Origin of the sequence: Rhizomicrobium sp. (assembly GCA_037200045.1) — a bacterium.
Taxonomy (GTDB): Bacteria; Pseudomonadota; Alphaproteobacteria; order Micropepsales; family Micropepsaceae; genus Rhizomicrobium.
Map to the genome: position 1 here is coordinate 988,101 of JBBCHM010000002.1, position 25,010 is coordinate 1,013,110.

Sequence of the window (25,010 nt, forward strand, 5' to 3'; positions counted from 1 at the left end):
GGGCTCGACGCGTACATCCAGCCCGAGAAGATGCGCCGTGCGGGCTGGTCGGGGCGGTGGTCCTCGATCTGCACGAAGGCGGCGGTCTCGGGCGTCTCGGTCGGGGGCGTCGAATAGCAGTAGCGCGCGGTGATGGTCAGCGTTGCGAATTGCGCCGACTTGCCGATCGGGATCAGCAGCGTGGTGGCGCGGCCGGTGATCTTGTCCAGCCCGCGCATGACAAGCGTGAGCGGCCCTTTTGGCGGCGGCGTGGGCACGGCCGGCGCCTTGGGCGCCGGAAAGTCCGTCAGCAGCGTCCTCGCGGGCTTGGCCCGCACGGGCTTGACGGGCGGATCGGCCAGCACGGTGTTGGCGCCGAAGACCAGCCCGGCGCCCAGCATCAGGACGCTAAGGATGCGCATCTGGCGCGCTCGTCTGCGGCGCCGGCTTGGGCTGGCCGCCATTGGCGTTGTTGTTGCCGCCGCCGATGAAGCGGCCGACCAGCCCCATCAGGTCGACCGCGCCCTGCACATTGGTGATCTGGCCGCCCGGCGGGAGCATCTTGTCGCTGCCGCCCGGCGTGATCGAGAGATAGGAGCTGCCGAGCAGGCCGGACGACGTCACCATCAGCGAGGAATCGTCGGGGATCGGAATGTCCTGGCGGATGTCCATGTGCAGGGTGACGAGATAGGTCTTGGGATCGAGCGTCAGCGCGCTGATCGCGCCGACCTTGATGCCGGAGAGCCGCACATCGGTGCCGGTGGCGAGCCCGTCGACCCGCGGCATGCGCGCGGTGATCTCGTAGCCGCCGAGGCTTCCGGAATTCGTCGTCGTGTAGGTGAACCAGAGGAAGACCGCGGCGATCGCGACCACGATCGCGCCGATGATCGTCTCGACGGTGTTGTTGCCCATCCCCTACTCCGGCTTCCAGGCCTGGTAGTCGCCGGTCGCGCGCGGTCGCACGCCCGAGGCGAGCAGGCTGCCGTCCGGACGATAGGCGCCGGCGGTGCCGGTGAGGTTGGGGCGGTGCGCCTTTTCCCACGACTTGATCTTGAACGGCTCGGAGGTCGGCGGTTCGGCGAAGGTGTGATGCAGCCAGCCATGCCAGTCGGGCGGCACCCGGCTCGCCTCGACGAGGCCCGAATAGACCACCCAGCGGCGGTCGCCCTTCTTGGAGCGGTAATAGCGGTTGCCGTGATCGTCGGTGCCGACGAGCGCGCCGGAGAACCAGGTCGTGGTCAGGGTTCCCAGCGTGGCGTTGTGCCACCAGCTATAGAGCATGCGGATGAAGGACATTAACCGGCCAAACCCCTGACGGAATCGCGCGGGACTATAGAAGCCCGTTGCCGATGATGCCATTGGGACGATGGCGACACGGTGACCAGCGACTCTGGACGCGCGTTTCTTCGACTATCCACAATCGATCCAAAACCGTCTTCGAGGTTCCAGCTGTCACGAACGCGAAAATTTTTTCTGCGCGATTCTTGTTAACGGCTTGACACGCGACTTTCCCCAGCAAAAACGCGATGTCATCGACCTACCACATATGGTGGGTAAGGTTTCGTTTACTACTTTTCGCTTGCGAGGCTTTTCGAACAGTGCCCATACTTGGGGCCTGTCGCTGCTCGCGACACCAAATCTGGCGGACGGAATTCAACTCCCCGCCGAGGGTCCTGCCACACAGGCGGAGATCCCGGCGACGGAAAACCGTCCCTGAAATGGTGCCGAAAGCGGCGATCACAACGGGGCCTAACAGGTTTATTTTCGGGGATCACGTCCATGCGCATTCGCCGTCAGTTCACGGTCGAGGGTCATTCGCCATACGAAGGCATCGCGTTCCGGTCCGCCACCAGCGAGATCAAGAACCCCGACGGCTCGGTCGTCTTCTCGCAGTCGAACATCGAGGTACCCGAGAGCTGGAGCCAGGTCGCGTGCGACGTGCTCGCCCAGAAGTATTTCCGCAAGGCCGGCGTGCCGACGGCGCTGAAGCCGGTGCCGGAAGAGGGCGTGCCGGAATTCCTCTGGCGCAAGACCGCCGACAGCGACAAGACCCGCGGCGAGAATTCGGCCACCGAAGTGTTCGACCGCCTCGCCGGCACTTGGGCCTATTGGGGCTGGAAGGGCGGCTATTTCGACAGCGAAGCCGATGCGAGCGCGTTCAAGGACGAACTCTCCTACATGCTGGCGACGCAGATGGCGGCGCCGAACTCGCCGCAATGGTTCAACACCGGCCTGCACTGGTCCTATGGCATCGACGGTCCGAGCCAGGGTCATTACTATGTCGACCACAAGACCCAGCGGCTGACCAAGTCGGCCTCGTCCTACGAGCATCCGCAGCCGCATGCCTGCTTCATCCAGTCCGTCGCCGACGACCTCGTCAACGAGGGCGGCATCATGGACCTTTGGACGCGCGAGGCGCGGCTGTTCAAATACGGCTCGGGCACCGGCACGAATTTCTCCTCGCTGCGCGGCGAGAACGAGCGGCTGTCGGGCGGCGGCAAGTCGTCGGGGCTTATGAGCTTCCTGAAGATCGGCGACCGCGCGGCGGGCGCGATCAAGTCGGGCGGCACCACGCGCCGCGCCGCCAAGATGGTGATCGTCGATGTCGATCATCCCGATATCGAAGCCTTCATCGACTGGAAGGTGGTCGAGGAGCAGAAGGTCGCCGCCATGGTGGCGGGCTCCAAGCTCGCCGAGAAGCACCTGAAGGCCGTGATGAAGGCCTGCATCAACTGCCAGGGCTCGGGCGACGACTGCTTCGATCCGAAGAAGAACCCGGCGCTGCGCCGCGAGGTGAAAGCCGCGCGCAAGGCGATGATCCCGGACAATTACATCGAGCGCGTGATCTCCTTCGCCCGGCAGGGCTACAAGGAGATGGAGTTCAAGTCCTACGATACCGACTGGGATTCGGAAGCCTATCTCACCGTATCGGGCCAGAACTCGAACAATTCGGTGCGCGTGACCGACGAATTCCTGAACGCGGTCCTTGAAGACAAGCCGTGGGACCTGACCTATCGCGGCTCGGGCAAGATCGCCAAGACGGTGCAGGCGCGCGAATTGTGGGAGAAGATCTCCTATTCCGCCTGGGCCTGCGCCGATCCGGGCATTCAGTTCCATTCGACGATCAACGACTGGCATACCTGCCCGGCGGGCGGCGACATCCGCGCCTCCAATCCGTGCTCGGAATACATGTTCCTGGACGACACGGCGTGCAATCTCGCCTCGCTGAACTTGATGGCGTTCCGCAAAGAGCCGGGCGGCGCCCCGGCCTCGAGAAGCGAAGCGGTAGGCCACGGAAAAGTGTTCGATGTCGCGGCGTTCGAGCATGGCTGCCGGCTGTGGACCATCGTGCTCGAAATCTCGGTCATGATGGCGCAGTTCCCGTCCAAGGAGATCGCGCAGCTTTCCTACGACTACCGCACGCTGGGCCTGGGCTTCGCCAATATCGGCGGCCTCCTGATGGCGGCGGGCATCCCTTACGATTCGCGCGAGGGCCGCGCGATCGCCGGCGCGATCAGCGCGGTGATGACGGGCGTCGCCTACGCGACCTCGGCCGAGATGGCGGGCGAGTTGGGACCGTTCCCGGAATACGCCAAGAACAAGGACGCGATGCTGCGGGTGATGCGCAACCACCGCCGCGCCGCGCATGGCGAGAAGGACGGCTATGAGGGCCTGTCCACCCTGCCCGTGCCGCTCGACCTCGCGGCGGTGATGAACCGGGACCTGGCCTTCGCGGCGCAGCGGGCCTGGGACGACGCGGTGTCGCTGGGCGAGGGCTTCGGCTATCGCAACGCTCAGTCCACCGTGATCGCGCCGACCGGCACGATCGGCCTGGTGATGGACTGCGACACCACGGGCGTCGAGCCGGACTTCGCGCTGGTGAAGTTCAAGAAGTTGGCCGGCGGCGGCTATTTCAAGATCATCAACCGCTGCGTGCCCGAGGCGCTGGCGACGCTGCAATACACCCAGGCGCAGATCGACAACATCGTCGCCTATGCGGTGGGCCACGGCACGCTGGAGGGCTATCGCGGCGCGCTCAACCACGACGCGCTGCGCGCCAAGGGGTTCGGCGACGAGCAGATCAACGCGGTGGAAGGCGCGCTGGAATCGGCGTTCGACATCCGCTTCGTGTTCAACAAATGGACGCTGGGCGCGGAGTTCTGCACCGCCATCCTCGGCATCGACGCCGCTGCGCTGGAAGCGCCGGACTTCGACATGATGAAGCATCTGGGCTTCTCCCGCGCCGATGTCGATCTGGCGAACCTGCATGTCTGCGGGGCGATGACGCTGGAAGGCGCGCCGCACCTGAAGCCGCAGCACCTGGCGGTGTTCGACTGCGCCAATCCCTGCGGCCGCATCGGCAAGCGCTCGCTGTCGGTCGAGAGCCACATTCTCATGATGGCGGCGGTGCAGCCCTTCGTCTCGGGCGCGATCTCCAAGACCATCAACATGCCGAACAACGCCACCGTCGAGGAGTGCGGCAAGAGCTATCTGCAATCCTGGCGGCTCGGCCTCAAGGCCAATGCGCTCTATCGCGACGGCTCCAAGCTCAGTCAGCCCCTGGCGAGCCAGGTGCTGCAGATCGACGACGAGGACGAGACCGAAGAGGTCAGCGCGGTGGCCCGCACCACCATCGTCACCGAGCGGATCGTGGAGCGCGTGATCGAGCGGGTGCGCGAACGCGACCGCGAGAAGCTGCCGCAGCGCCGCAAGGGCTATACCCAGAAGGCGATCGTCGGCGGGCACAAGGTTTATCTGCGCACCGGCGAGTACGAGGACGGCCGCATCGGCGAGATCTTCATCGACATGCACAAGGACGGCGCGGCGTTCCGCTCGCTGATGGACGCCTTCGCCATCGCGATCTCGATGGGCCTGCAATACGGCGTTCCGCTGGACGAGTTCGTCGACGCCTTCACCTTCACGCGCTTCGAGCCGGCCGGCATGGTGATCGGCAACGATTCGATCAAGAACGCCACCTCGATCCTGGACTACATCTTCCGCGAACTGGCGGTCAGCTATCTGGGTCGCAACGACCTGGCGCATGTCCTTCCGGAGGGGGACGAGGATGTCGGCGTCGGTACGGACGAAGGCAGCGAAGTGCGCCGCGTGGTGTCGCCGGGCTTCGTGCGCGGCCGCATTCCGCGCACCATCAAGGTGATGCGCGGCGGCGCGGCGCTGAAGCTGGATGCCCATGCCGAGCACGCCCATCTGCACACGCATGACGAGCAGCACGAAGCGGTCGAGGAATTCCTCACCACCGACGACGTCGAAGTGTCGGACGCGCTGTCGGAAATCCGCGCCAGCGTGCTGGCCGAGGCCTCGAACCCGGTCGGCGATCTGGTCGACGCGCTGGGCACCAGGCTGCGCGAGCGGGCGGAAACCGCCGCGACCAAATCGGGCAAGGTGCGCGAGCTCCAGGCCAAGCGCGCGGCGGAAGCGCGGATGAAGGGCTATGAAGGCGACGCCTGCGGCGGCTGCGGGAATTTCACCCTGGTGCGCAACGGGACGTGCATGAAGTGCAACACCTGCGGCTCGACGAGCGGCTGCAGCTGACGAGACACCTCGCGATGGGTGGGAAGGGGTGGGTGGCTCGCGCTCCCGCCCCTTCCGCTTTTTCGGAGGAACGCGACTCAGAGCGGCGGCGTTGGCGAACGACGGAGACGGATCATGGCGAAACAGCTTGTCGAGGTAATCGACCGTAACGGGCATGTCGTCGATCGCTACGCCGTCGAACTCGACGACACGGATTGTCACGATGCCGAGTACGAAGAATTCGCGCTGATTCTCGCGGAGAAATCGGGGCGCGTCGCGGCCGCCGAGTACGTCCATCTGCGCGCCCGCTGCGTGAAATAAGGGGGAGAATTTTCGCAAGCGCAGCAAAGTTTGCGGGTGATTCGGTTTCTGTGGACAAGTGATTCGCGGCGCTCGACTCAAAAACAAAACCGTCGCAATCTCTTCTCGCGCCTAGGGCACCCGCGCACACGGGAAACGCCCAAGGCACCTGAAAAGGTGACCGGCGCACACCTTGCACCGGCCGAAGGGGGCGCAAGCCCGCGACGGATCGGAGTGCGGCAAGGGCCACCGAAAGCGTTCTAGAACGCTGACGTGGACCGGGAATCCAGGGAACGGCGGGGAAACCGTTCAAGCTGGGCGCGAAGTGCGGAACCTAAGGCCGTACGAGCGTGATGCGGAAGGCCCAACGAAAGGCGGGACGGAAGCATCGAAAAAGATCGCACAGGATCTGTGACGAACCGCACTGCGAAGCGCGGGAGACGAGCAGGCAAACCAGTGTGCTGACCGTGGACGGGGGCCATCGCGAGGGGCCTCCGTTTGCGTTTGTGGGGTGGGCCCAATTGTCATGGCCCGCGAATGCGGACCCCCCAGGTGACAACTGCACCATCTATAAATTTGTGATCCGGCCCAACCAATCAGCAAGTTGCCGCTTTCAACTGGGTGGCCCGCATTCGCGGGCCATGACAACTTTTTCTGCTTACGCCCTGTCCACGCGACACGAATAGCAGCCGCGCCGCGCATAGTGGACGTGCAGATAGTCGACGTTCGCGTCGGCGAAGAATTTCTCGAACAATCCGCGCGGATCGCTCTGGGCCACGTCGGCGTCGATCATCATGCCGGCGGTGCCATAGGCGCGGACCGACAACAGGCGGCCGGTAAACACCGGCGGCAACTCATCGACGCGGTCGAAGGCTTCGCGCGCGCCTTCGCGCACGAAGATCGGGCCCGAGGCGCGGTAGGGCGAATGCGCCTCCTGATGCGCGAAGGGGAGCAGGATCGCGCGCTCGCCGGGCGCGGCGTCCTCGAGCGTGACGCGGCAGGGCGCGCCGCGGGGCGCGTCGATGGCGACGCGCCGCATGTCGCGCTCGGCCAGCGCGGCATCGTCGAGCGCGAAGAGCGGTGCGAATTGGCCGGCGTCGAGGCCGCGGATGCGGAAAGACATGAGGCAATCCCGTTTTTGAACACGGGACGACCATGGCGCCGCGCGGGCCGCGAAACGACCCGGTTCTTGCGCCATCGGGGCCTTCGCGCCTGACGGCGCCACGGCGCGGCACGATGATTGCGACGACAGGAGCAACCGTTTCACTTTGGGACAAGCCCCGTGTCCAGACTGATCGCCTTCATTGCCGCCTTCGTCATCGTGACGGGTTCGCCCGCCGTCGCGGCGCCGGCCTATGACGCCGCCGCCGTCGCGCGCATCCATGCCGCCATCGTCGACTGCCCGGGCTGCAACCTCGCCGGCGCCGACCTGACCAACACCTGCGTCAAGGCGCACGACCTGCACGGCGCGAATTTCGACGGCGCCACCGCCGTCCTGATGTGCATGTCCTATGCGAATTTCACCGGCGCCACGTTCCGCGGCACCGACCTGTCGGCCGCGAACCTGGCGCATGCCACGCTCGACGGCGCCGATCTGACCGGCGCGGTCATGGACATCACCTCGATCAAGGGCACGGACCTGCGCCAGGCGCGCGGCCTGACCCAGAAGCAGCTCGACCAGGCCTGCGGCGACGCCGACACCAAGGCGCCAGCCGGCCTCAAAGTGCATTTCTGCACCTGACCCGTTTCGTCTCCTCCTAGGGACAACTTCGGCCCCGTCCCACGGACGGGGCCTTTTTTTCGCGCCTTATTCCGCCGCCTGCGGCAGCTCCGGCTTCTTCCAGCGCAGCACCGGCTTGCGGGCGGCGGCGGTTTCGTCGAGGCGGCGGCGCGGCGCCAGGCGCGGCGCGCCGGCGAAGCGTTCGGTCTTCCCGGCCTTGGCCTCCAGCGCCAGTTCGCGCAGGACGTGGATGAAGCGGTCGAGCGATTCCTTGGACTCCGATTCCGTCGGCTCGATCAGCATGGCGCCGTGGACCACGAGCGGGAAATACATCGTCATCGGGTGGTAGCCCTCATCGATCATCGCTTTCGCGAAATCGAGCGTGGTGACGCCGGTGCCGGCGAGGAAGCCGTCGTCGAACAGCGCCTCGTGCATGCAGGGGCCGTCGCCGAACGGCGCGCTCATCACGTCCTTCAGGCTGGCCAGGATGTAGTTGGCGGAGAGCACCGCGTCTTCCGACGCCTGGCGCACGCCATCGCGGCCGTGGCTGAGCATATAGGCGAGCGCGCGCACGAACATGCCCATCTGGCCGTGGAAGGCACAAAGCCGGCCGAAGGGCTGGGCGCCTTCGGGAAGTTGGTCGCGGTCTTCGATCAGGCGAAAACCGTTCGTGTCCGACACGAGCAGCGGCAGCGGCGCGAAGGGCGCCAGCGCGGCGGAGAGCACGACCGGCCCCGCACCCGGACCGCCGCCGCCATGCGGCGTCGAGAAGGTCTTGTGCAGGTTGATGTGCATCGCGTCGACGCCGAGATCGCCCGGCCGCACGCGGCCGGCAATGGCGTTGAAATTCGCGCCGTCGCAATAGAAATAGGCGCCGGCCTTGTGCGTGGCGTCGGCCATGTGGCGGATGTCGCGCTCGAACAACCCGCAGGTGTTCGGATTGGTGAGCATGATGGCGGCGACGTCGGGGCCGAGCTTGCCTTCGAGCGCGATCATGTCGACGCGGCCGTCGGCGGTGCCCTTGACCTCGTCGATGGTGAAGCCCGCGAAGGCGGCGGTGGCGGGATTGGTGCCGTGGGCGGATTCGGGGACGAGGATGCGCTTGCGAGTCTCGCCCCGCGCCGCAATCGCCGCGCGAATGGCAAGAAGCCCGCAGAGTTCGCCATGGGCGCCCGCCTTGGGCGACATCGCCACTGCTGGCATGCCGGTCAGCGTGGTGAGCCAGGTCATCAATTCGGAGATCAGCGCCAGCGCGCCCTGCGTCGCCGACTGCGGGCTCAAGGGATGCAGGTCGCCGAAACCGGGCAGCCGCGCCATCTTCTCGTTGAGGCGCGGATTGTGCTTCATCGTGCAGGAGCCGAGCGGATAGAGGCCGGCATCGATGGCGTAGTTCTGACGGCTGAGCCGCACATAGTGGCGCACGACCTCCGGCTCGGAGAGACCCGGCAGGCCGATGGGGCCGCGCCGGCGCTGGCCGCCGAGGCGCGCGTCGGAGAGCTGCACGTCGGGAAGATCGACGCCGGTCATGCCGTCGCGGCCGATCTCGAAGATCAGGGGCTCTTCATGGTCGAGGCCACGGTCGCCGGAGATGGTCGGCAGCTCGTTCGCCTCGATGGTGCCCGGCGCGGTGGGGCGGCCCTGGTTGTTCATGGTCACGACAGGACCTCCGTCAGCGCGGCGACGAAGGCGTCGGCGTCTTCGTCGGTGGTGGTTTCGGTGGCGGCGACGATCAAAAGATCGCGCACCGCGGGATCGTGCGGCAGCAGGCGCGAGGCCGGGACGCCGGCGAGAATGCCTTTCGCGGCCAGGGCCTCGACGACCTCTGCGGCGGGCTTGGGCAGCTTGATCGTGAACTCGTTAAAGAAGGACGGCGTGACGAGGCTGACGCCTTGCACGCGCGCCAGCTTGTCAGCCAGCGCGGACGCCTTGGCGTGGTTCAGGCGCGCGAGGCGGGCAAGGCCCTCCTCGCCCAGCAGCGAGAGATGGATGGTGAAGGCGAGGCAGCACAGGCCGGAATTCGTGCAGATATTGCTGGTCGCCTTTTCGCGGCGGATGTGCTGTTCGCGGGTGGAAAGCGTCAGCACGTAGCCGCGCTTGCCGCTGGCATCGGCGGTCTCGCCGGTGAGGCGGCCGGGCATCTGGCGCAGGAACTTCTCGCGCGTGGCAAAGAGCCCGACATAGGGTCCGCCGAAATTCAGGCCGTTGCCGATCGACTGGCCCTCGCAGGCGACGATGTCGGCATCCTGGAAGCCGGGGGCTTCGAGCAGGCCGAGCGAGATCGCCTCGGTCACGACCGCGATCAGCAGCGCGCCCTTGGCGTGCGCGGCGGCGGCGATGGGCTTCAGGTCCCGGATCAGGCCGAACACGTCGGGGCTTTGCACCACGACGCAGGCCGTGTCGGAATCGATCAGCGCGGCGATGTCTTCCGCCTTGCCGGGCGTAACCGGCGCGCGGGCGACGGTGCCCGACAGCGTGGCGACGGTCTCCACCGTTTCGGCATAATGCGGATGCAGGCCGCCGGAGAGGATCGCCTTGGACCGGCGCGTGACGCGCATCGCCATCAGCACCGCCTCGGCGGTGGCGGTCGAGCCGTCATAGAGCGAGGCGTTCGCGACTTCCATGCCGGTGAGCAGTGCCACCTGGGTCTGGAATTCGAACATGTATTGCAGCGTGCCCTGCGCGATCTCGGGCTGATAGGGCGTGTAGGAGGTAAGAAATTCAGAGCGCTGGATCAGGTGATCGACCGCGGCGGGCACGTGATGCTTGTAGGCGCCGGCGCCCAGGAAAGACGGCCCCGCGCCGGCATCGGTGTTCTTGGCGGCCATGCGCGAGAGCTTGCGTTCGACCTCGATCTCGCCCTGCCCGTCCGGCAGCGCGAAGGCGGAGAGCGGCACGACGGCGGAGGCCGGCACGTCCTTGAACAGGGCGTCGACCGAGGGGACGCCGATCTTCGCGAGCATCTGGGCGCGGTCGCCGGCGGTCAGGGGATGATATCTCACGCTCTCACTCCACACTTGTCATGGCCCGCGAATGCGGGTCACCCAGGTGACGCCTGCGCAGGCGTCGATAGACGATCCGAGATTCATTCCAATCAATGTGCGCGCACCAACTGGGTGGCCCGCATTCGCGGGCCATGACACCGTTTCTGTTAAAGCCCCTTCACGAATTCCGCGTACTGCTCGGCCGTCATCAGCTTGGCGAACTCGGCCTTGTCGGCGAGCTTCAGCTTGAAGAACCAGGAGGCACCCTCCGGGTCCTCGTTGACCTTGGCGGGATCGGCGACCAGCGCGGCGTTGTTCGCCGTCACCTCGCCGCCGACCGGCGAATAGACGTCGCTTGCCGCCTTGACGCTTTCGACCACCGCGATCTCGCCGCCGGCGCCGACCTTGCGGCCGGCCTCGGGCAATTCGACGAACACCACGTCGCCAAGCTTCTCGGCGGCGTATTTCGTGATGCCGACGGTCGCCTCGTCGCCGTCGAGGCTCACCCATTCGTGCTGGTCGGTGTAGCGGGTTTCGGTCATAGGGCTCTCCGGTAACGGTGGGGAACGAAAGGCAGCGGCACGACGCGCGCCGGCAAGGGCTTGCCGCGCACGATGAGATCAAGCTCGGTGCCGTCGCCGGCGAATGGGGTCTCGACATAGCCCATCGCGATGGGCGCGTTCAGCGTGGGGCCGAAACCGCCGCTGGTGATCTTGCCGATGATGCGGCCGGATTTGTCGGCGATCTCGGCGCCCTCGCGCGCCGGCGCGCGGCCGTCGGGGCGGATGCCGACGCGCTTGCGGGGCGCGCCGTTGAACACGCGATCCATGACCCGATCGGCGGCGGGGAAATCCTTGTCGATCTTGCGGCGCTTGGCGATGGACCAGACCAGATTGGCTTCGACCGGATCGGTGGTCTCGTCGATGTCGTGGCCGTAAAGGCAGAGGCCGGCTTCGAGGCGCAGGCTGTCGCGGGCGCCAAGGCCGATGGGCAGGACCTCCGGCTCGCCGAGCAGCGCGTTGGCGACCCGCTCGGCGTGGATCGCGTCAATGGAGATCTCGAAGCCGTCTTCGCCGGTATAGCCGGAGCGGCTGACGATGGCGGGCGCGCCGGCGACCATGCCGCGCACTACCTTCATGAAGCTGAGCCCATCGATGCCCGGCGAATGGCGCGCCAGCACGGCGGCGGCGGCCGGACCCTGCAGCGCCAGCAGCGCGCGGTCGGGCCGCGGCTCGAGCGTGGCGATGCCCTTCAACCGGTCCGCGATATAGGCGAAATCGCCGTCCTTGGTGCCGGCGTTGACGACGAGATAGAGCGCGCCCTCGCCCAGAAGGCGCGAGAACATGAAATCGTCCTTGATCGTGCCCTGCCCGTTCAGCAGCAGGCCGTAGCGCTGCCGCCCCTCGTTCAAGCCGATCACGTCGGCGGGCGTGAGGCGTTCGAGGGCGCGGGCCGGATCGTCGCCGGAGAGGAACGCCTGGCCCATATGCGAAACGTCGAACAGGCCGGCCTTCTCGCGGGCGTGCAGATGCTCCTTGAGCACGCCGGTGGGATATTGCACCGGCATGTCGTAGCCGGCGAACGGCACCATGCGGGCGCCAAGCGCGACATGCAGCGCGTGCAGCGGGGTCTGCTTCAGGGCCTGATCGGTATCGGTCACTGACAGTCCGTATACAGAGGTTTGTCCGGCGCGCCCGCTCATCGCGAAACTCGCGCCCCTCTGTCATTGGGACCTGAGAGATTTCCCCGCGCGGCGCGAAGGCCGGCGGATTACCCCTTCGGTGAGGGTGCCGAAACGCGGCGCCCTGCTTTCCAGAAGTTCATCACCTGTCGCGGTCCTTTTGCCTGAGAGTTTCCGGGGCGGTTGCTCCTTCGGCGCCAGCTTTCGCTGATCTCTCCCGCGAGGGATCGATTGTATGGCCGGAACGGCGCGCCATCCGGCGGGGCGTCTCGTTGCAATGCATCATAAGGAGGACGGCGCCCAAGTCAACGAAAGGCGCAATGACAAACGCCGAAAAGCGAAGCGATCACATCCTTTGCGGGACTTCGATGCCCAAGAGCGACAAGACGTGGATCAGCACGTCCAGGGTCAGCTGGCACAGACCGAGCCGGGCGGCGCGCAGGGCGGCGTCCGATTCGGAGAGGATGTGGTGCTCGCCATAGAAGCGGCTGTAGAGCTGGGCCAGCGTGAAGACGTAGTCGCACAGGATGTTGGGCGCCCGGGCCTTCTCGGCCGCCGCCATCGTGTCGGGCAGCGCCAAGAGCTGGAGGAACAAAGCGCGCTCTTCCGGCGAGCGGATCGCGGGATCGGCGGGCGTGAAGCCCTGCTCCGCCGCGCGGCGCAGGATCGACTGGATGCGGACCGCCGCGTATTGCAGATAGGGGCCGGTCTTGCCCTCGAATTTCGAGAAACGTTCGAGATCGAAGATGTAGTCGGTCAGCCGCCAGTTCGACAGATCGGCGAATCGGAGCGTGGCGATGCCGACCTTCCTGGCGATGTCGGCGCGCTCCTCGGCGGAATAGTCCGCGCCGATGCCTTGCTCCGCAAGGCGCTTCTCGGCTTCGGCGGTCACCATGGCGATAAGGTCGAACAGCTTCATCACGCCGCCGGCGCGGGTCTTGAACGGCTTGCCGTCGACGCCGTTCATCGTGCCGAAGCCGGCATGTTCGAGCGTGGCCTTGCCGGCGATGCCGGCCCTTTCGGCGGCGCGGAACACCTGCTCGAAATGCAGGCTCTGGCGCTGGTCGACGACATAGACGATCAGGTCGGGATTCTGCTCGGCGACGCGGTCGATCACGGTGGCGAGGTCGGTGGTGCCGTAGAGCACCGCGCCGTCGGACTTCACCAGGATCAGCGGCGGCATCTCCTTCTTGTCGGTGTTGCGCGCGACGGGAACGACGAGCGCGCCTTCGCTCTCCACCGCGATGCCGCGCGCCTTGAAGTCCGCGACCATCGGGCCGACGAGCGGATCGACGCTCGCCTCGCCCTTCCACAGATCGAAATGGACGCCGAGCGCGCCATATTCGCGATCGAGACCGACCTTGGAGACATTGAAAAAATGCGTCCACAGCGCGCGGTAGCCCGGCCGCCCGGCCTGCAGATCGGCGGTCGCCTGGCGGGCCTCGGCGAGCCTTGTCTCGTCGGCTTTGCAAGCGGCGGAGGCGGCCGGATAGAGCTCCTCCAGATCGTCCATCGTGACGGGCGATTGCGCCGGATAGGGACCGGTGAAATTCGCGTCGAAATAGACCGGCGCGATGCCGCGATGATCGATCTCGGAGATGAGCTGGCCCATCTGAAGGCCCCAATCGCCGAGATGGATATCGCTGGTCACGGTCCAGCCATTGGCGCGGAACAGACGCTGCAGACTGTCGCCGATGATCGCGGAGCGCAGATGGCCGACATGCATCGGCTTGGCGATGTTGGCGCCGCCGAAATCGAGCACGACCGACTTGCCGGCGCCGGTCGCCGGCGCGCCGAGCGTCGCGTCCTTCGCCAGCGCCACGCCGCGCGCCGCGAGCGCCGCGTCGGTCACGTCGAGGTTGATGAAGCCGGGGCCGGCGATCTCGACCTTGGCGAACAGCGGATCGGCTTTCAGCCGGGCGGCGACCTTCTCGGCGATGGCGCGCGGGTTGGCCTTGGCGGCCTTCGCGGCGGCGAGCGCGCCGTTGCACTGGAACTGCGCGAGGTCGGGCCGGTCGGACCGGCTCACCTGGCCGAAGGATTCGGACAGTCCTTCGGCCGCGAACGCGGCGCCCGCGATCACGCCCAGGTCCGAAAGCAGCGACGTCATGGGCCGAGCGGTCCGTGCGCCTTGGCGAAGTCGAGCTGTTCGCGCGTCAACTGGAGGCCGGCCAGCAGGCCGTATTCATAGGGCTTCTTGCCGTTGGCGAAATGGATGACGGCCGAGGGGATTTCCGCCGTGAAGGTCGTCGTCGCCTCGCCGGGCTGGAACGCGAAGACCGTCGCGAAGATGTGCTTGTCGATGACGTCGGCGCCGTTGAGCACCGTGGCGAGGAAATAGGGCACCGTGTAGTTCGCTGCGTCGCCGCTGGGCGCGCGCCGGGCGCGGAAGCTGAGCTGAACGTCGGAATCGGTCGTGCCCTCGTCCTTGTCGAAGCTGCAGCTCAGGCTCACGCCGGTGAGCTCGACGGTGTAGAGCTCGCCGGCCGGATCGCCCTCCATGCCCTTCTTGAAGATCGTCAGCGTGGCGGTGTTGGAGAGCACGTTCGAGGCGGGGCACATCGCCTTCTCCTTCGCGGACTGACAGCCGGCAAGGAGCAGAATCGACAGGACGACGGCGCTGCGAAGAATCGGGATCATGGCGTTGCTCTAAAGTGTGTTGCGCGAGCCGTCGCACCGGGGCGCGGCGTGGCGGCCGAGCGGGCTCGCATCGGTCGAAAACGGAGATTTCCGCGCCATATATGGCTCAGACATGACAACGCCCTTCGCTTGACTTTTGCCGGGGCCCGGCCGACTTCTCGGCGCACGGGCCTTCGAAAACGCGGCCGGACAATAGCCAAGCGGACGCTTCAGGGGAAGCACGCCGCCTTCGGGAAGAACGGGCCATGGCGGTCTATACCGACGTCTCCTTCGAGGAGCTGGAAACGCTGCTCGGCGATTACGATCTGGGCCAGCCGCTGAGCTTCAAGGGCATCGCGGAGGGGGTGGAGAACTCCAATTTCCACCTGCAGACCGACCGCGGCGCCTATTTCCTCACCCTCTATGAAAAGCGCGTCAGCGAGGCCGATCTGCCGTTCTTCCTGGGGCTGATGGAGCATCTGGCGGCGCGCGGCATCGCCTGCCCGCAGCCGATAAGGCGGCGCGACGGCGGCCAATGGAGCACGCTTAACGGAAGGCCGGCGGCGCTGGTGACGTTCCTGAACGGATTGTCCTTGAAGCGGCCGGACGCGGTGCATTGCGCCGCGGCGGGCGCGGCGCTCGCGAGGATGCACGCGGCCGGCGTCGGCTTCGCGATCGCGCGCCCGAACGCGCTGGGGCCGGGCGGCTGGGGCGAATTGGCCCTGAAGACGGAAGCGGGCGCCGACGGGATCGAGGCGGGCTTGCGCGACCTGATCGCGGACAGCCATCGCGACATCGTCGCGAACTGGCCGAAGGGGCTGCCGGGCGGCGTGATCCATGCCGATCTGTTCCCCGACAATGTGCTGTTCATGAATGCCGAGGTTTCGGGGCTGATCGATTTCTACTTCGCCTGCAACGACGCCTATGCCTACGACCTCGCGGTGATGCTGAACGCGTGGTGCTTCGAGAGCGATGGCGGCTTCAACGTCACCAAGAGCGCCAGCCTGATCGGCGCCTATCGCCGCGAGCGCGAACTGACAGGCGCGGAGATCGCCGCCCTGCCCGTGCTCAGCGCTGGCGCGGCGCTGCGCTTCCTGCTGACGCGGCTCTATGACCGGCTGAACCACGACCCCAACGCACTGGTGCGGCCGAAGGACCCGCGCGATTTCTCGCGCCGGCTGCGCTTCCACCGCAAGGTCCGCAACGCGACGGAGTACGGATTGTGAGCAAGCCCGAGGTCGAGATGTTCACCGACGGCGCCTGTTCGGGAAATCCCGGGCCGGGCGGCTGGGGCGTGATCCTGCGTTCCAAGGGCGCCGAGAAGGAATTGTCGGGCGGCGACCGCGCCACGACCAACAACCGCATGGAGATGATGGCGGCGATTCAGGGCCTGGCGGCGCTGAAGACGCCGTCGGCGATCACGCTCTATACGGATTCGCGCTATGTGCTGGACGGCGCGACGAAGTGGCTGGCGAACTGGAAGAAGAACGGCTGGAAGACCGCCGACAAGAAACCGGTGAAGAACGACGATCTGTGGCGGCTGCTCGAAGTCGAGATGGCGCGCCACGAGATACGCTGGCAATGGGTGCGCGGGCATGACGGGCATCCGGAGAACGAACGTGCGGATGCGCTGGCGCGCGGGGCGATACCTTGAAGAATACCTCTCCCGCAAAGCGGGAGAGGTTAATCTTAAAGCTGTCCCAACACGTGCTCCGCGCTCGACACCGAGAACGCGCCCGGCTCTTCGACGTTGAGTTCCTTCACCACGCCGTTGTCGACGATCATCGCATAGCGCTGGCTGCGCTTGCCCATGCCGAACTTGGTGCCGTCCAACTCCAGGCCGACCGCGCGGGTGAAATCGCCGTTTGCCGTCGGCCAGCATGTGGACCTTGCCGCCGGCGTTCTGGTCCTTGCCCCAGGCGCCCATCACGAAAGCGTCATTGACGGAGACGCAAGCGATCGCGTCGACGCCCTTGGCCTTCAGCGCGTCGAAATTCTGCACATAGCCCGGCACGTGCTTGGCCGAGCAGGTCGGCGTGAAGGCGCCGGGCAGCGCGAACAGGACGACCTTCTTGCCGGCGAAGAAATCGTCGGTCTTCACGGGTTTGGGGCCGCCGTCCTGCATCTCCATCAGGGTTGCGGAAGGAACCTTGTCGCCGACATGGATGGTCATGGGTGTCTCCTGGAGGGATTGGAAAGGCGGGATGCGGGTTTTAGCCCAGCGCGAAGCGGGTCGCAAAGCCTTCCCAAGGATGATAGCCTCTCCCCATGGCGTCGGCGCTGCACGAGCAACCCCAGGAGAAACAGGGCTTTCTGCATGGAAAGCTGCTCATTGCCATGCCCGGCATGTCGGATCCGCGCTTCGAGCAGAGCGTGATCCTGATGATTTCCCACTCCGACACCGGGGCGATGGGGCTGATCGTCAACAAGCCGATCCCGCAGCTCGGCTTCCGCGAGTTGATGCAGAAGATGGACATCGAGACGACCGACGCGACGTCGTCCAAGCCGGTGCTGTTCGGCGGGCCGTGCGAGACCGATCACGGCTATGTCCTGCATAGCGCCGAGCCCACCAACCGGCCGTCGACGCTGACCGTGACGCCGGACATCCTTTTGACCCCGACCGTGGACATGCTGCGCGCCATCGCCGACGGCCGCGGACCGGAGCGCTGGCTGATGGCGCTGGGCTATGCCGGCTGGGGGCCGGGGCAGATCGAGAGCGAGATCGTCGCCAACGGCTGGATCCATTGCGACGCCGATCCGGGCCTGGTGTTCGACGCCGACGCCAACGACAAATGGCGGCTCGCCTTCGGCAAGCTGGGCGCGGGATTGTCGGGACTGTCGTCGGAAGCGGGACGGGCGTAATCCCATCTCTCGTCATGGCCGGCCTCCGAGCCGGCCATCCATCCGGCGCGCATCGGCGCGCCAATGACTCACGCGGAGCCGCGGAGAACGCGGAGATCAAATTGAACTCCGCGTTCTCCGCGGCTCCGCGTGAGATTTCTTGCGCCCGCAGACGCGGGCGCGATGGATGGGCGGGGCAACCGCCCATGACGGTTTTTATCTCAGAAAGCCATCAACTCGCCGCGTCTTGAGCCTGGCCGCCGAAGTGGAGCGCGATGAATTGCAGCGCCTGGGCGACGGCAGCGGCCTGCGAATAATAGAACCCCTGGCCGAATTCGCAGTCGAGCGCCTTCAGCCATTGCGCGTCGCGCGCCGTCTCCACGCCCTCGACCACGACCTGGCGCTTGAGGCTCTGCGCCAGCGCGATGATCGATTTGAGGATGGTCTCGCCATCGGCCGCCGCGTCGGCGCTGGCATGGCGGGCAAGGAAGCTCTGGTCGATCTTGATGGTGTCGAAAGGCAGCGTCTTGAGCTGGCTGAGGCTCGACACACCGGTGCCGAAATCGTCGATCGAGATGCCGGCGCCGAGCGCGCGGCAGCGCTCCAGCGCGGCGCGCACGTCCTGGTTGGCGGCGACGGTGCTCTCCGTCACTTCGAGCTTGAGCGTGCCGGGCGCGATCGTGCCGCTGTGCAGCAGGGCGCCCAGGAAGACCACGAAATCCTCGTCGCGCAATTGCCGGCGCGAGACGTTGACGCTGACGAACAGCGGCGGATCGAGCGGGAAGAAGCGCTGCCAATGCGCCATCTCATGCGCGGCGCGCTCCAGCGCGAAGCGGCGAGGGCGACGATGGTGCCGGTCTCCTCCGAATGGGCGATGAAATCGGCGGGCGAGACCAGGCCGCGCGTCGGATGGTTCCAGCGCAGCAAGGCCTCGAAGCCCGCGACGGTGTTGTCGGCGAGCCGGACGATGGGCTGGTAGTAGAGGTCGAGCTGGTTGTCTTCGAGAGCGCGGCGCAGATCGGTCTCCAGCGCCACGGCATCGCCGGGCGCCAGTTCTTCCAGGTCATGGGAATAGACCCGCACGCAGGTGCCGCCGGCGCGCTTGGCCTGCAGCAGAGCGAGCTCGCCGTTCTTGAGCAGATCGAGCGGATCGCGCGCGCCCTGGCCCTGGGCCACCCCGATGCTGGCCGGCGCGAAGACGTTGCGGCCGTCGAGGCCGTAGGGCGCGGCGCAGACCTCAAGCAGTTCGTTGCCGACCGACGCCGGCTCGCCGTCCGCGTTCGGGAACAGGACCGCGAAGGCGTCGCCGCCGACGCGGAACACTTCGGCGACGCCCTGAAAGCGCGCGGCGACACGGCCGGCGACCTGGGTCAGGAGTTCGTCGCCGCCGGCATCGCCCAGGCTGGCGTGGATCTGCTTGAAGCGGTCGATGTCGAGCAGCGCGAAAGTAGCGCCCGAAAGCCCGGTGCCGAGCCGTTCCAGTTCCTCCATCAGCGCGACGCGGTTGCCCAGACCGGTCAGCGGATCGCGCAGCGTGCGCCGCAGGAGATCGGCCTCGGTCTCCTTGCGCGTGGTGACATCGGCCATCAGGCCCAGGCAGCGCTCCGACGGGCCGCGCTCGCCCTGCATCGTGGCGCGCAGTTCGAGCCAGGCATAGCGGCCGCTCTCGCTGCGCACGCGGAACTCGACGCGGAACGCGATGCCGGGATGGCTGCGGTAATCGTCGAGCGCCTGGGCATAGGTCTCGCGGTCGTCGGGATGGATGCGGTCCAGCCAGTCGGCATGGGCGACACGGGCGCTCGCCTGCGGCAGGCCGATCAGGATGGCGGCCTCGCGGCTCAGCTTCACGATCTCGCTGTCGAAATCGAGGTCGAACACGCCCTGGTGCGAGGCGCCGATGGCCTGCAGCGCGGTACTGGTGAAGCCGCCGGCGGCGGGCGCCTCGGGCGGCGGCAGCGGCTCGGCCTCGGGATGCGCGGCGACCGACTGGAAGGGCAACACGGCGATGCCCTCGCCCGCCGCGACGGCCAGCGCGAGCAGGAGCGCGCCCGCAGCGGCGAAGCCGCCGGCGGCGGAGGTCGCCCAGGAGTCGCCGACATTGTTCATCGTGGCGATGGCGGAGGCGAACACGACAAGCGAGAAGACCAGCGCGCTGGGGGCGGCGACGCGCGCCGCCTGGGCCCCCAGCCTGCCGCGATAGACCAGATAGGCGGCCAGCGCCGGCGTGCCGAGGACGACGAGCGTGTCGGAGAGCACCGCCGCGCCGGGGATGCCGAACCAGGCGAGCACCGCGATCAGGCACAGTCCGGCCAAAGCGAGGCGGAACCGGCGGACATGGCGTGGCCATAGATCGTGCAGCGGCACGATGGCGTCGGCGAGCATCGCGGCGGCGGCGAGCGAGAATCCCGCCATCATCGCCATCAGGCCGTAGGGCCCGCCGACCGCGGTGGCGAGGCTGGCATCGAACAGGCCGGTCTCGGATAGTCGTTCCAGCAAAATCATAAGGAGCGCGATCGCGGCCCAGCGCGCCGGCGCGTGGCCGAGCGTCACCGCCAGGCCGGCGACCAGCAGCGCGGCGGCGGCGATCACCGCCCACACCGCGGTGGTGAAGATCGCGAGCTGGCGGTTGTGGCCGGCCAGCGCCGGCTCGGTCCAGGCGAGCAGCGCCGGCGGCTCGGCGGCGTTGGCGATCTCCACCGCGATGGCGACCGAGGTCGCGGGCGGGACGATGACGCGGAAGGCGCGCCGGCCATAGGCGCTCAGATGGCCGATGTCGACGAGCGAATCCGAACTGGCGACCGCCAGGATGGCGGGGCGGGTCGAACGCGGCAGGAGGCGGAAGCTGACGCTCTGCGGCTGCGCCGCCTGGAGCACGCGCGCGGCGGGGCGGATCGAGGAATTCGTCGCGGTGAAGATGTACCAGGCGGTGCCGTTCGGCTCGGTGTGGCCCGTCGGCGCGTGATAGGGCGCGAGCGCGTCGGAAACTTCGACCACGCCTTCGGGCCCGGCGAAGTCGATCGACGGCGGCTGCGGCGCGGCGGCCGCGAAGGCCGCCGCCAGCACGGCCCACAGGGCGGCGATGAAGGCGAATCGTTTCATCGCCAATCTATTGTCATGGCCCGCGAATGCGGGCCACCCAGTTGAGGAGAAAATCGATTGGCGAAGGACTGTAACTGAACCGGTGCGACCGGCACCGAGCAAGGTTTCAACTGGGTGGCCCGCATTCGCGGGCCATGACAGCGGGGGCGTGGGCGTTTCACGCGAGCTTCGCTTCGTCGGCGAGGAGGGCGAAGAGGAGATGATCGCGCCATTCGCCGTTGATCTGCAGATAGCGCAGCGCCAGGCCTTCCTGCCGGAACCCGGCCTTGGTCAGGAGGTTGCGCGACGGCTGGTTGGACGGCAGGCACGCCGCCTCGATCCGATGCAGGCCGAGCGTGCCGAAGACGAAGGGCACCAGAGCGCGGATCGCGTCGTACATGTAGCCCTGGCGCGCAAAGCGCTCGCCGACCCAATAGCCGAGCGCGCAGCATTGCGTCACGCCGCGCCGCACATTCGACAGCGTGCAGCCGCCCATCAGCGCGTCGTCCTCGTAGCGGAAGACGAAGAAGGCATAGGCGCCGTCGAGCCGCGCCTCCTTCTGGTAGCGCTTGATGCGGCGGCGAAAGGCGCCCTTGGTCAGCTCGTCGCTGGCCCAGACGGGCTCCCAGGGTTCGAGGAACGCCCGGCTCTCGCCGCGCAGCCGCGCCCAGGCGGGAAAGTCCGCCATGCGCGGATAGCGCAGATAGACCGCGCCCGCCTTGATGACCGGCTGCTGGCCGCCGGGAAAGGTGAGGCCCCCGCATGAACGCCCATGGGGCCGGTGTTCATTCCGCCGCTCGCAACGTGTGGCCGACACCGAAGCGCCGCGCGAAGGCGTCGTGGCTTTCGAGCTTGCCGATCGGGCCGATGGCCGCGATGGCGGGCTCGGCCGCCGCCATCACGCGCTCGCCGAAGCGGCGCACCGCGGCGGCGGTCGACGGCGTCGAGCCTGGCCGTCAGTTCCTCGATCGGGAGCACGCGGCCATGCGTGAACATCTGGCCGGCGATCTGCTCGGCGCGCTGGCCGGGGCGTTCGAGACCCATCAACAGGCTCGATTTCATCTGCGCCTTGGCGCGCGAGACCTCGGCCTCGGTCGCGGTGGCGGCGAGGTTCTCCATCTCGCCGGCGATGACGGCGGAGATCTCGCCCGCCTCGGTCTCGCCGGTGCCGGTGTAGATGCCGATGGTGCCGGAATCCTTCGACGCCTGGGCGAAGGCGGAGATCGCGTAGCACAGGCCGCGCTTTTCCCGTGCTTCCTGGAACAGGCGCGAGGACATGCCGCCGCCGAGCGCGGTGACATAGACCTGCGCGACGTAGAAATCCGCGTCCGTCGCCGACACGCCGGGCAGCGCATAGGCGATATGGGCCTGTTCGAGGTCTTCCACGACGCGGATGTCGCCGCCGGCATAGCGCGCGGGCAGCGGCGGCGGCGTCGGGCCGGAACGCAGATTGGCGAATTTCTCGGCGACGAGTTTCACCATCTCGTCATGGCTCACGGCGCCGGATGCGACGAAGGTCATGCCACCGGCGCGGTAATTCGCATTCGAATAGGTGCGCAGATGCTCCTGCGTGAAGCCGCTGACGGTTTCGACCGAGCCCAGGATCGGCCAGCCGATCGGCTGGTCCGGATAGGTCACCGATTGCAGATGGTCGAAGATGATGTCGTCGGGCGTATCGGCGGCCTGGCCGATCTCCTGAAGGACGACATGGCGCTCGCGTTCGAGTTCGCCCTGTTCGAAGGTCGGGTTTGATCAGGATGTCGGCGAGCAGGTCGATGCCGAGCGGCACGTCGGCCTTCAGCACGCGGGCGTGGAACGCGGTCTGCTCGCGGCTGGTATAGGCGTTGAGATAGCCGCCGACCGCCTCGATCTCTTCGGCGAGGTCGCGGGCGCTGCGCGTGGCCGTGCCCTTGAATGCCATATGCTCGAGCATGTGGCTGACGCCCATCAGCGGCCGGGTCTCGTTGCGGCTGCCGGCATCGACCCAAACGCCCAGCATCGCGCTCTGAAGCTGCGGCATGGGGTCGGTCACAACGGTCAAGCCGTTGGAAAGTCTTGTGATTTCAGGTTTCATAGGCTCAGCTTAGACTCGATATGAGCCCTAACCAAGGCCTTGACGTTGGGCAATATTTCGAAGCTTTCGGGGCGGTCGAACAGGCCTTTCAGGCGCTCGGGCACGGGCGGCGGGGCGCCGGTCGCCTTGGCGACGGCATCGGGGAACTTGGCGGGGTGGGCGGTCGAGAGGACGATGACATTGCGTTCCTTCGCGTCCCACCAGGGCAGCGCGGCGGCCAGGGCGACGGCGGTGTGCGGATCGACGATCTCGCCGAAATCGCGCTGGGCGCGCGCCATGGTCTGGAGCGTCAACGCGTCGTCGCAGACGAAGGCGGCATAGCGGGCGCGAAGGGCCTCCAGCACCGGCGGCGGGATGACGAGGCGGCCATCGCGCGCGAAAGCGGCCATCGCGTCGCGCAACCATGCGGCGTCGCGGTTCGAGGCTTCGAACAAAGCGCGCTCGAAATTGCTGGCGACCTGGATGTCCATCGAGGGGCTGAGCGAGGCGTGCACGGACCCGCGCGCATAGACGCCGTCGTTCAGGGCGCGGGCGAGGATGTCGTTGGCGTTGGTGGCGATCACCAGCTTGGCGATGGGAAGGCCCATGCGCATCGCCGCCTCGCCGGCGAAGACGTCGCCGAAATTGCCGGTCGGTACGACGAAGACGCTGCCCTCGCCGATCCGCGAGGCGGTGAAATAGTAGACGGCCTGCGCCGCGATGCGCACGAAGTTGATCGAGTTGACGGCGGTGAGCGAGACGGCGTCCGCGAACTCAGTGTCGGCGAACAGCGCCTTCACGAGACTCTGTGCGTCGTCGAAGGTGCCTTCGAGCGCGATGTTGTGGACGTTGGCGTGGGCCGCCGTGGTCATCTGCCGGCGCTGGACCTCGCTGACGCGGTTCAAGGGATGCAGGACGAAGACGTCGATGTCGGGAAGGCCGCCGAGCGCCGCGATGGCCGCCGAGCCGGTGTCGCCGGAGGTCGCGACGACGACGGTCGCCCTGCCCCCGCGCCGCTGGAGCGCCCGCGCGAAGAGACGGCCAAGAACCTGGAGCGCCAAATCCTTGAAGGCGAGCGTTGGACCGTGGAACAGCTCCAGCAGGTGCAGGCCGGGCGCCAGCGTCTTGAGCGGCACGATGGCGGGATCGTCGAAGTCGGCATAGGCGGCCGTCACGTCGGCGTGGATCTCGTCGCGGCTGAACGAGCCGCCGGCGAAGCGGTGGAGTATTTCGGTGGCGACGGCGATATAGTCGCTGCCGCGGCGCAGACCGTCGATCTCGGCGGCGGAGAGGCGCGGCCACGCTTCCGGCAGATAGAGCCCGCCATCCGGCGCCAGGCCGGCCAGCAGCACGTCGGCGAAGCTCGCCCTGGGGGCGCGCGAAGTGCGCCCCCGCGTGCTGATGTAATGCGGCGCGTCGCTCACGGTTTCTTTCCGAATGTCAGCCTGCCTACAGACACATGATAGGCGATGTAGACCGCCAGGAGTCCCGCCGCCATCAGGAACCAGGTGATGGCGTATTGCAGGTGCTCGTTGCGGAAGGTCACGACGGTCTGGCCGCCCCGGGGCCAGCCGCCGGGGTTGGGCGCCGCATCGGCCTCGATCAGCGCCGGCGCGGAGAGACGGACGCCGAGGCGCCGCGCGATGGCGGCGGCGTCGCGGTCGAACCAGACGCGGTTCGCAAGATCGGGCGGCGGCGTGAAGGCACCGCCGGTGTCGGGCGCGCGCCAGACGCCGACGATCCTGGTTTCGCCGGCGACGATGCCGCGCGGACGGGTCGCGGGATCGCGCAGGTCGCGCGGGACGATCCCGCGATCCACCAGGAGCTCGCGGCCGTCGTCGGTCCGGAACGGAACGACGACGTGGAAGACCGGCGCGCCCTCGACGCCGATGCCGAAGATGTAGGCTTCCTTGGAATTGTCGAACCGCCCGGCGAGCGCGACGCGGCGGTATTCCGCCTTCGGTCCCAGGGCGAGGATGCGGTCCAGCGGCAGCGGGGGAGCCGTGAGGTTGTTGTTCACCTGATCGATCAGCGCGAGTTTCCATTGCAGCCGCTGAAGCTGCCAGACGCCAAGACCGATCAGGAGGGCGAGCAGGATCGCGACGGCAATGGTGATGCCGGGGAGCGGGCGGAAGCGCATTCTTACCTCTCCCGCTTGCGGGAGAGGTCGGAAATGCGAAGCATTTCCGGGTGAGGGGCCGTCTGGCGCGGACATCCCCTCACCCG

Annotated in this window: 21 protein-coding genes, 3 pseudogenes and 1 riboswitch; of the genes and pseudogenes, 6 read left to right on the forward strand and 18 right to left on the reverse strand. The window is 67.2% G+C overall.

Annotation, left to right across the window (positions count from 1 at the left end; translation table 11 throughout):
- Nucleotides 1-8: 8 nt before the first annotated feature.
- The 3 genes and pseudogenes from WDM86_19925 to WDM86_19935 form a co-directional block, all read right to left on the reverse strand.
- Nucleotides 9-443: pseudogene (locus WDM86_19925) on the reverse strand (DUF2155 domain-containing protein).
- Nucleotides 388-891: an outer membrane lipid asymmetry maintenance protein MlaD gene (locus WDM86_19930; GenBank protein MEI9992293.1), complete on the reverse strand. Its 504-nt coding sequence runs from the start codon at nt 889-891 to the stop codon at nt 388-390. The pseudogene WDM86_19925 and the gene WDM86_19930 overlap by 56 nt, the downstream one beginning before the upstream one ends.
- A 3-nt stretch (nt 892-894) precedes the next feature.
- Nucleotides 895-1,275, reverse strand: a complete 381-nt coding sequence (locus WDM86_19935; GenBank protein MEI9992294.1) for an NADH:ubiquinone oxidoreductase subunit NDUFA12 — start codon at nt 1,273-1,275, stop codon at nt 895-897.
- Between the two features lie 483 nt (nt 1,276-1,758).
- Between WDM86_19935 and WDM86_19940 the strand changes: the two genes are divergently transcribed.
- The gene (locus tag WDM86_19940) at nt 1,759-5,532 is read left to right on the forward strand and encodes a vitamin B12-dependent ribonucleotide reductase (GenBank protein ID MEI9992295.1); all 3,774 of its coding nucleotides are present in this window, start codon (nt 1,759-1,761) and stop codon (nt 5,530-5,532) included.
- Nucleotides 5,533-5,646: 114 nt separating this feature from the next.
- The gene (locus WDM86_19945) at nt 5,647-5,832 is read left to right on the forward strand and encodes a hypothetical protein (GenBank protein ID MEI9992296.1); all 186 of its coding nucleotides are present in this window, start codon (nt 5,647-5,649) and stop codon (nt 5,830-5,832) included.
- 637 nt (nt 5,833-6,469) lie between these two features.
- On the opposite strand, the gene WDM86_19950 is transcribed toward WDM86_19945, so the two are convergent.
- A complete protein-coding gene (locus WDM86_19950) occupies nt 6,470-6,934 on the reverse strand; it encodes a DUF1203 domain-containing protein (GenBank protein ID MEI9992297.1) in 465 nt (154 codons plus the stop codon).
- A 159-nt stretch (nt 6,935-7,093) separates the two neighbouring features.
- Here WDM86_19950 and WDM86_19955 point away from each other — a divergent pair, with 159 nt between their 5' ends.
- Nucleotides 7,094-7,552: a pentapeptide repeat-containing protein gene (locus WDM86_19955; protein ID MEI9992298.1), complete on the forward strand. Its 459-nt coding sequence runs from the start codon at nt 7,094-7,096 to the stop codon at nt 7,550-7,552.
- A 66-nt stretch (nt 7,553-7,618) separates the two neighbouring features.
- Here WDM86_19955 and gcvPB read toward each other — a convergent pair whose 3' ends face one another.
- The 6 genes from gcvPB to WDM86_19985 form a co-directional block, all read right to left on the reverse strand.
- Nucleotides 7,619-9,181, reverse strand: coding sequence for an aminomethyl-transferring glycine dehydrogenase subunit GcvPB (gene gcvPB / locus WDM86_19960; protein MEI9992299.1), 1,563 nt, complete (start codon nt 9,179-9,181; stop codon nt 7,619-7,621).
- Between the two features lie 2 nt (nt 9,182-9,183).
- A complete protein-coding gene (gene gcvPA, locus WDM86_19965) occupies nt 9,184-10,530 on the reverse strand; it encodes an aminomethyl-transferring glycine dehydrogenase subunit GcvPA (protein ID MEI9992300.1) in 1,347 nt (448 codons plus the stop codon).
- A 149-nt stretch (nt 10,531-10,679) separates the two neighbouring features.
- Nucleotides 10,680-11,054: a glycine cleavage system protein GcvH gene (gcvH, locus tag WDM86_19970; GenBank protein MEI9992301.1), complete on the reverse strand. Its 375-nt coding sequence runs from the start codon at nt 11,052-11,054 to the stop codon at nt 10,680-10,682.
- Nucleotides 11,051-12,172 (reverse strand): glycine cleavage system aminomethyltransferase GcvT, encoded by a 1,122-nt coding sequence (gene gcvT / locus WDM86_19975; protein ID MEI9992302.1) that lies wholly within the window; start codon nt 12,170-12,172, stop codon nt 11,051-11,053. Before gcvT ends, gcvH begins: the two co-directional genes overlap by 4 nt.
- A 163-nt stretch (nt 12,173-12,335) precedes the next feature.
- A riboswitch (glycine riboswitch) is annotated at nt 12,336-12,423 on the reverse strand.
- A gap of 116 nt (nt 12,424-12,539) precedes the next feature.
- A complete protein-coding gene (argS, locus tag WDM86_19980; GenBank protein ID MEI9992303.1) occupies nt 12,540-14,303 on the reverse strand; it encodes an arginine--tRNA ligase in 1,764 nt (587 codons plus the stop codon).
- Entirely contained in the window at nt 14,300-14,833 is a 534-nt protein-coding gene (locus WDM86_19985) for a hypothetical protein (protein MEI9992304.1), read from the reverse strand. Before WDM86_19985 ends, argS begins: the two co-directional genes overlap by 4 nt.
- A 245-nt stretch (nt 14,834-15,078) precedes the next feature.
- On the opposite strand from WDM86_19985, the gene thrB reads away from it, so the two are divergent.
- Together thrB and rnhA are read left to right on the forward strand one after the other, a co-directional pair.
- Entirely contained in the window at nt 15,079-16,038 is a 960-nt protein-coding gene (gene thrB, locus WDM86_19990; GenBank protein MEI9992305.1) for a homoserine kinase, read from the forward strand.
- On the forward strand, nt 16,035-16,466 hold the full coding sequence (gene rnhA / locus WDM86_19995) for a ribonuclease HI (protein MEI9992306.1): 432 nt from the start codon (nt 16,035-16,037) through the stop codon (nt 16,464-16,466). The genes thrB and rnhA overlap by 4 nt, the downstream gene beginning before the upstream one ends.
- A 35-nt stretch (nt 16,467-16,501) precedes the next feature.
- Here rnhA and WDM86_20000 read toward each other — a convergent pair.
- Nucleotides 16,502-16,666 (reverse strand): annotated as a pseudogene (locus WDM86_20000) (hypothetical protein).
- A gap of 414 nt (nt 16,667-17,080) precedes the next feature.
- Between WDM86_20000 and WDM86_20005 the strand changes: the two are divergent.
- Complete coding sequence (locus tag WDM86_20005; GenBank protein MEI9992307.1) at nt 17,081-17,674, forward strand: YqgE/AlgH family protein; 594 nt, start codon at nt 17,081-17,083, stop codon at nt 17,672-17,674.
- 211 nt (nt 17,675-17,885) lie between these two features.
- Here WDM86_20005 and WDM86_20010 read toward each other — a convergent pair whose 3' ends face one another.
- The 7 genes and pseudogenes from WDM86_20010 to WDM86_20040 form a co-directional block, all read right to left on the reverse strand.
- Nucleotides 17,886-18,458 carry an EAL domain-containing protein gene (locus WDM86_20010; GenBank protein ID MEI9992308.1) on the reverse strand — a complete coding sequence of 191 codons (573 nt, stop codon included), beginning with the start codon at nt 18,456-18,458 and terminating at the stop codon, nt 17,886-17,888.
- Nucleotides 18,459-18,499: 41 nt separating this feature from the next.
- Nucleotides 18,500-20,752: pseudogene (locus WDM86_20015) on the reverse strand (diguanylate cyclase).
- Between the two features lie 157 nt (nt 20,753-20,909).
- Nucleotides 20,910-21,419: a GNAT family N-acetyltransferase gene (locus WDM86_20020; GenBank protein MEI9992309.1), complete on the reverse strand. Its 510-nt coding sequence runs from the start codon at nt 21,417-21,419 to the stop codon at nt 20,910-20,912.
- Entirely contained in the window at nt 21,329-22,252 is a 924-nt protein-coding gene (locus WDM86_20025) for a pitrilysin family protein (GenBank protein MEI9992310.1), read from the reverse strand. Before WDM86_20025 ends, WDM86_20020 begins: the two co-directional genes overlap by 91 nt.
- Nucleotides 22,218-22,805: an insulinase family protein gene (locus WDM86_20030; GenBank protein ID MEI9992311.1), complete on the reverse strand. Its 588-nt coding sequence runs from the start codon at nt 22,803-22,805 to the stop codon at nt 22,218-22,220. The genes WDM86_20025 and WDM86_20030 overlap by 35 nt, the downstream gene beginning before the upstream one ends.
- Complete coding sequence (gene thrC, locus WDM86_20035; protein ID MEI9992312.1) at nt 22,802-24,208, reverse strand: threonine synthase; 1,407 nt, start codon at nt 24,206-24,208, stop codon at nt 22,802-22,804. Before thrC ends, WDM86_20030 begins: the two co-directional genes overlap by 4 nt.
- Nucleotides 24,205-24,924 carry an SURF1 family protein gene (locus WDM86_20040; GenBank protein MEI9992313.1) on the reverse strand — a complete coding sequence of 240 codons (720 nt, stop codon included), beginning with the start codon at nt 24,922-24,924 and terminating at the stop codon, nt 24,205-24,207. The genes thrC and WDM86_20040 overlap by 4 nt, the downstream gene beginning before the upstream one ends.
- Nucleotides 24,925-25,010: the final 86 nt, after the last annotated feature.

Excerpts from the sequence above, each read along its gene's own strand:
- WDM86_19930 (MEI9992293.1), bottom strand. The coding sequence starts at position 891 with ATGGGCAACAACACCGTCGAGACGATCATCGGCGCGATCGTGGTCGCG.
- WDM86_19935 (MEI9992294.1), bottom strand. The coding sequence starts at position 1,275 with ATGTCCTTCATCCGCATGCTCTATAGCTGGTGGCACAACGCCACGCTG.
- WDM86_19940 (MEI9992295.1), top strand. The coding sequence starts at position 1,759 with ATGCGCATTCGCCGTCAGTTCACGGTCGAGGGTCATTCGCCATACGAA.
- WDM86_19945 (MEI9992296.1), top strand. The coding sequence starts at position 5,647 with ATGGCGAAACAGCTTGTCGAGGTAATCGACCGTAACGGGCATGTCGTC.
- WDM86_19950 (MEI9992297.1), bottom strand. The coding sequence starts at position 6,934 with ATGTCTTTCCGCATCCGCGGCCTCGACGCCGGCCAATTCGCACCGCTC.
- gcvPB (MEI9992299.1), bottom strand. The coding sequence starts at position 9,181 with ATGAACAACCAGGGCCGCCCCACCGCGCCGGGCACCATCGAGGCGAAC.
- gcvH (MEI9992301.1), bottom strand. The coding sequence starts at position 11,054 with ATGACCGAAACCCGCTACACCGACCAGCACGAATGGGTGAGCCTCGAC.
- argS (MEI9992303.1), bottom strand. The coding sequence starts at position 14,303 with ATGACGTCGCTGCTTTCGGACCTGGGCGTGATCGCGGGCGCCGCGTTC.
- WDM86_19985 (MEI9992304.1), bottom strand. The coding sequence starts at position 14,833 with ATGATCCCGATTCTTCGCAGCGCCGTCGTCCTGTCGATTCTGCTCCTT.
- thrB (MEI9992305.1), top strand. The coding sequence starts at position 15,079 with ATGGCGGTCTATACCGACGTCTCCTTCGAGGAGCTGGAAACGCTGCTC.
- WDM86_20005 (MEI9992307.1), top strand. The coding sequence starts at position 17,081 with ATGGCGTCGGCGCTGCACGAGCAACCCCAGGAGAAACAGGGCTTTCTG.
- WDM86_20010 (MEI9992308.1), bottom strand. The coding sequence starts at position 18,458 with ATGGCGCATTGGCAGCGCTTCTTCCCGCTCGATCCGCCGCTGTTCGTC.
- WDM86_20020 (MEI9992309.1), bottom strand. The coding sequence starts at position 21,419 with ATGGCGGACTTTCCCGCCTGGGCGCGGCTGCGCGGCGAGAGCCGGGCG.
- WDM86_20025 (MEI9992310.1), bottom strand. The coding sequence starts at position 22,252 with ATGACCTTCGTCGCATCCGGCGCCGTGAGCCATGACGAGATGGTGAAA.
- WDM86_20030 (MEI9992311.1), bottom strand. The coding sequence starts at position 22,805 with ATGAAACCTGAAATCACAAGACTTTCCAACGGCTTGACCGTTGTGACC.
- WDM86_20040 (MEI9992313.1), bottom strand. The coding sequence starts at position 24,924 with ATGCGCTTCCGCCCGCTCCCCGGCATCACCATTGCCGTCGCGATCCTG.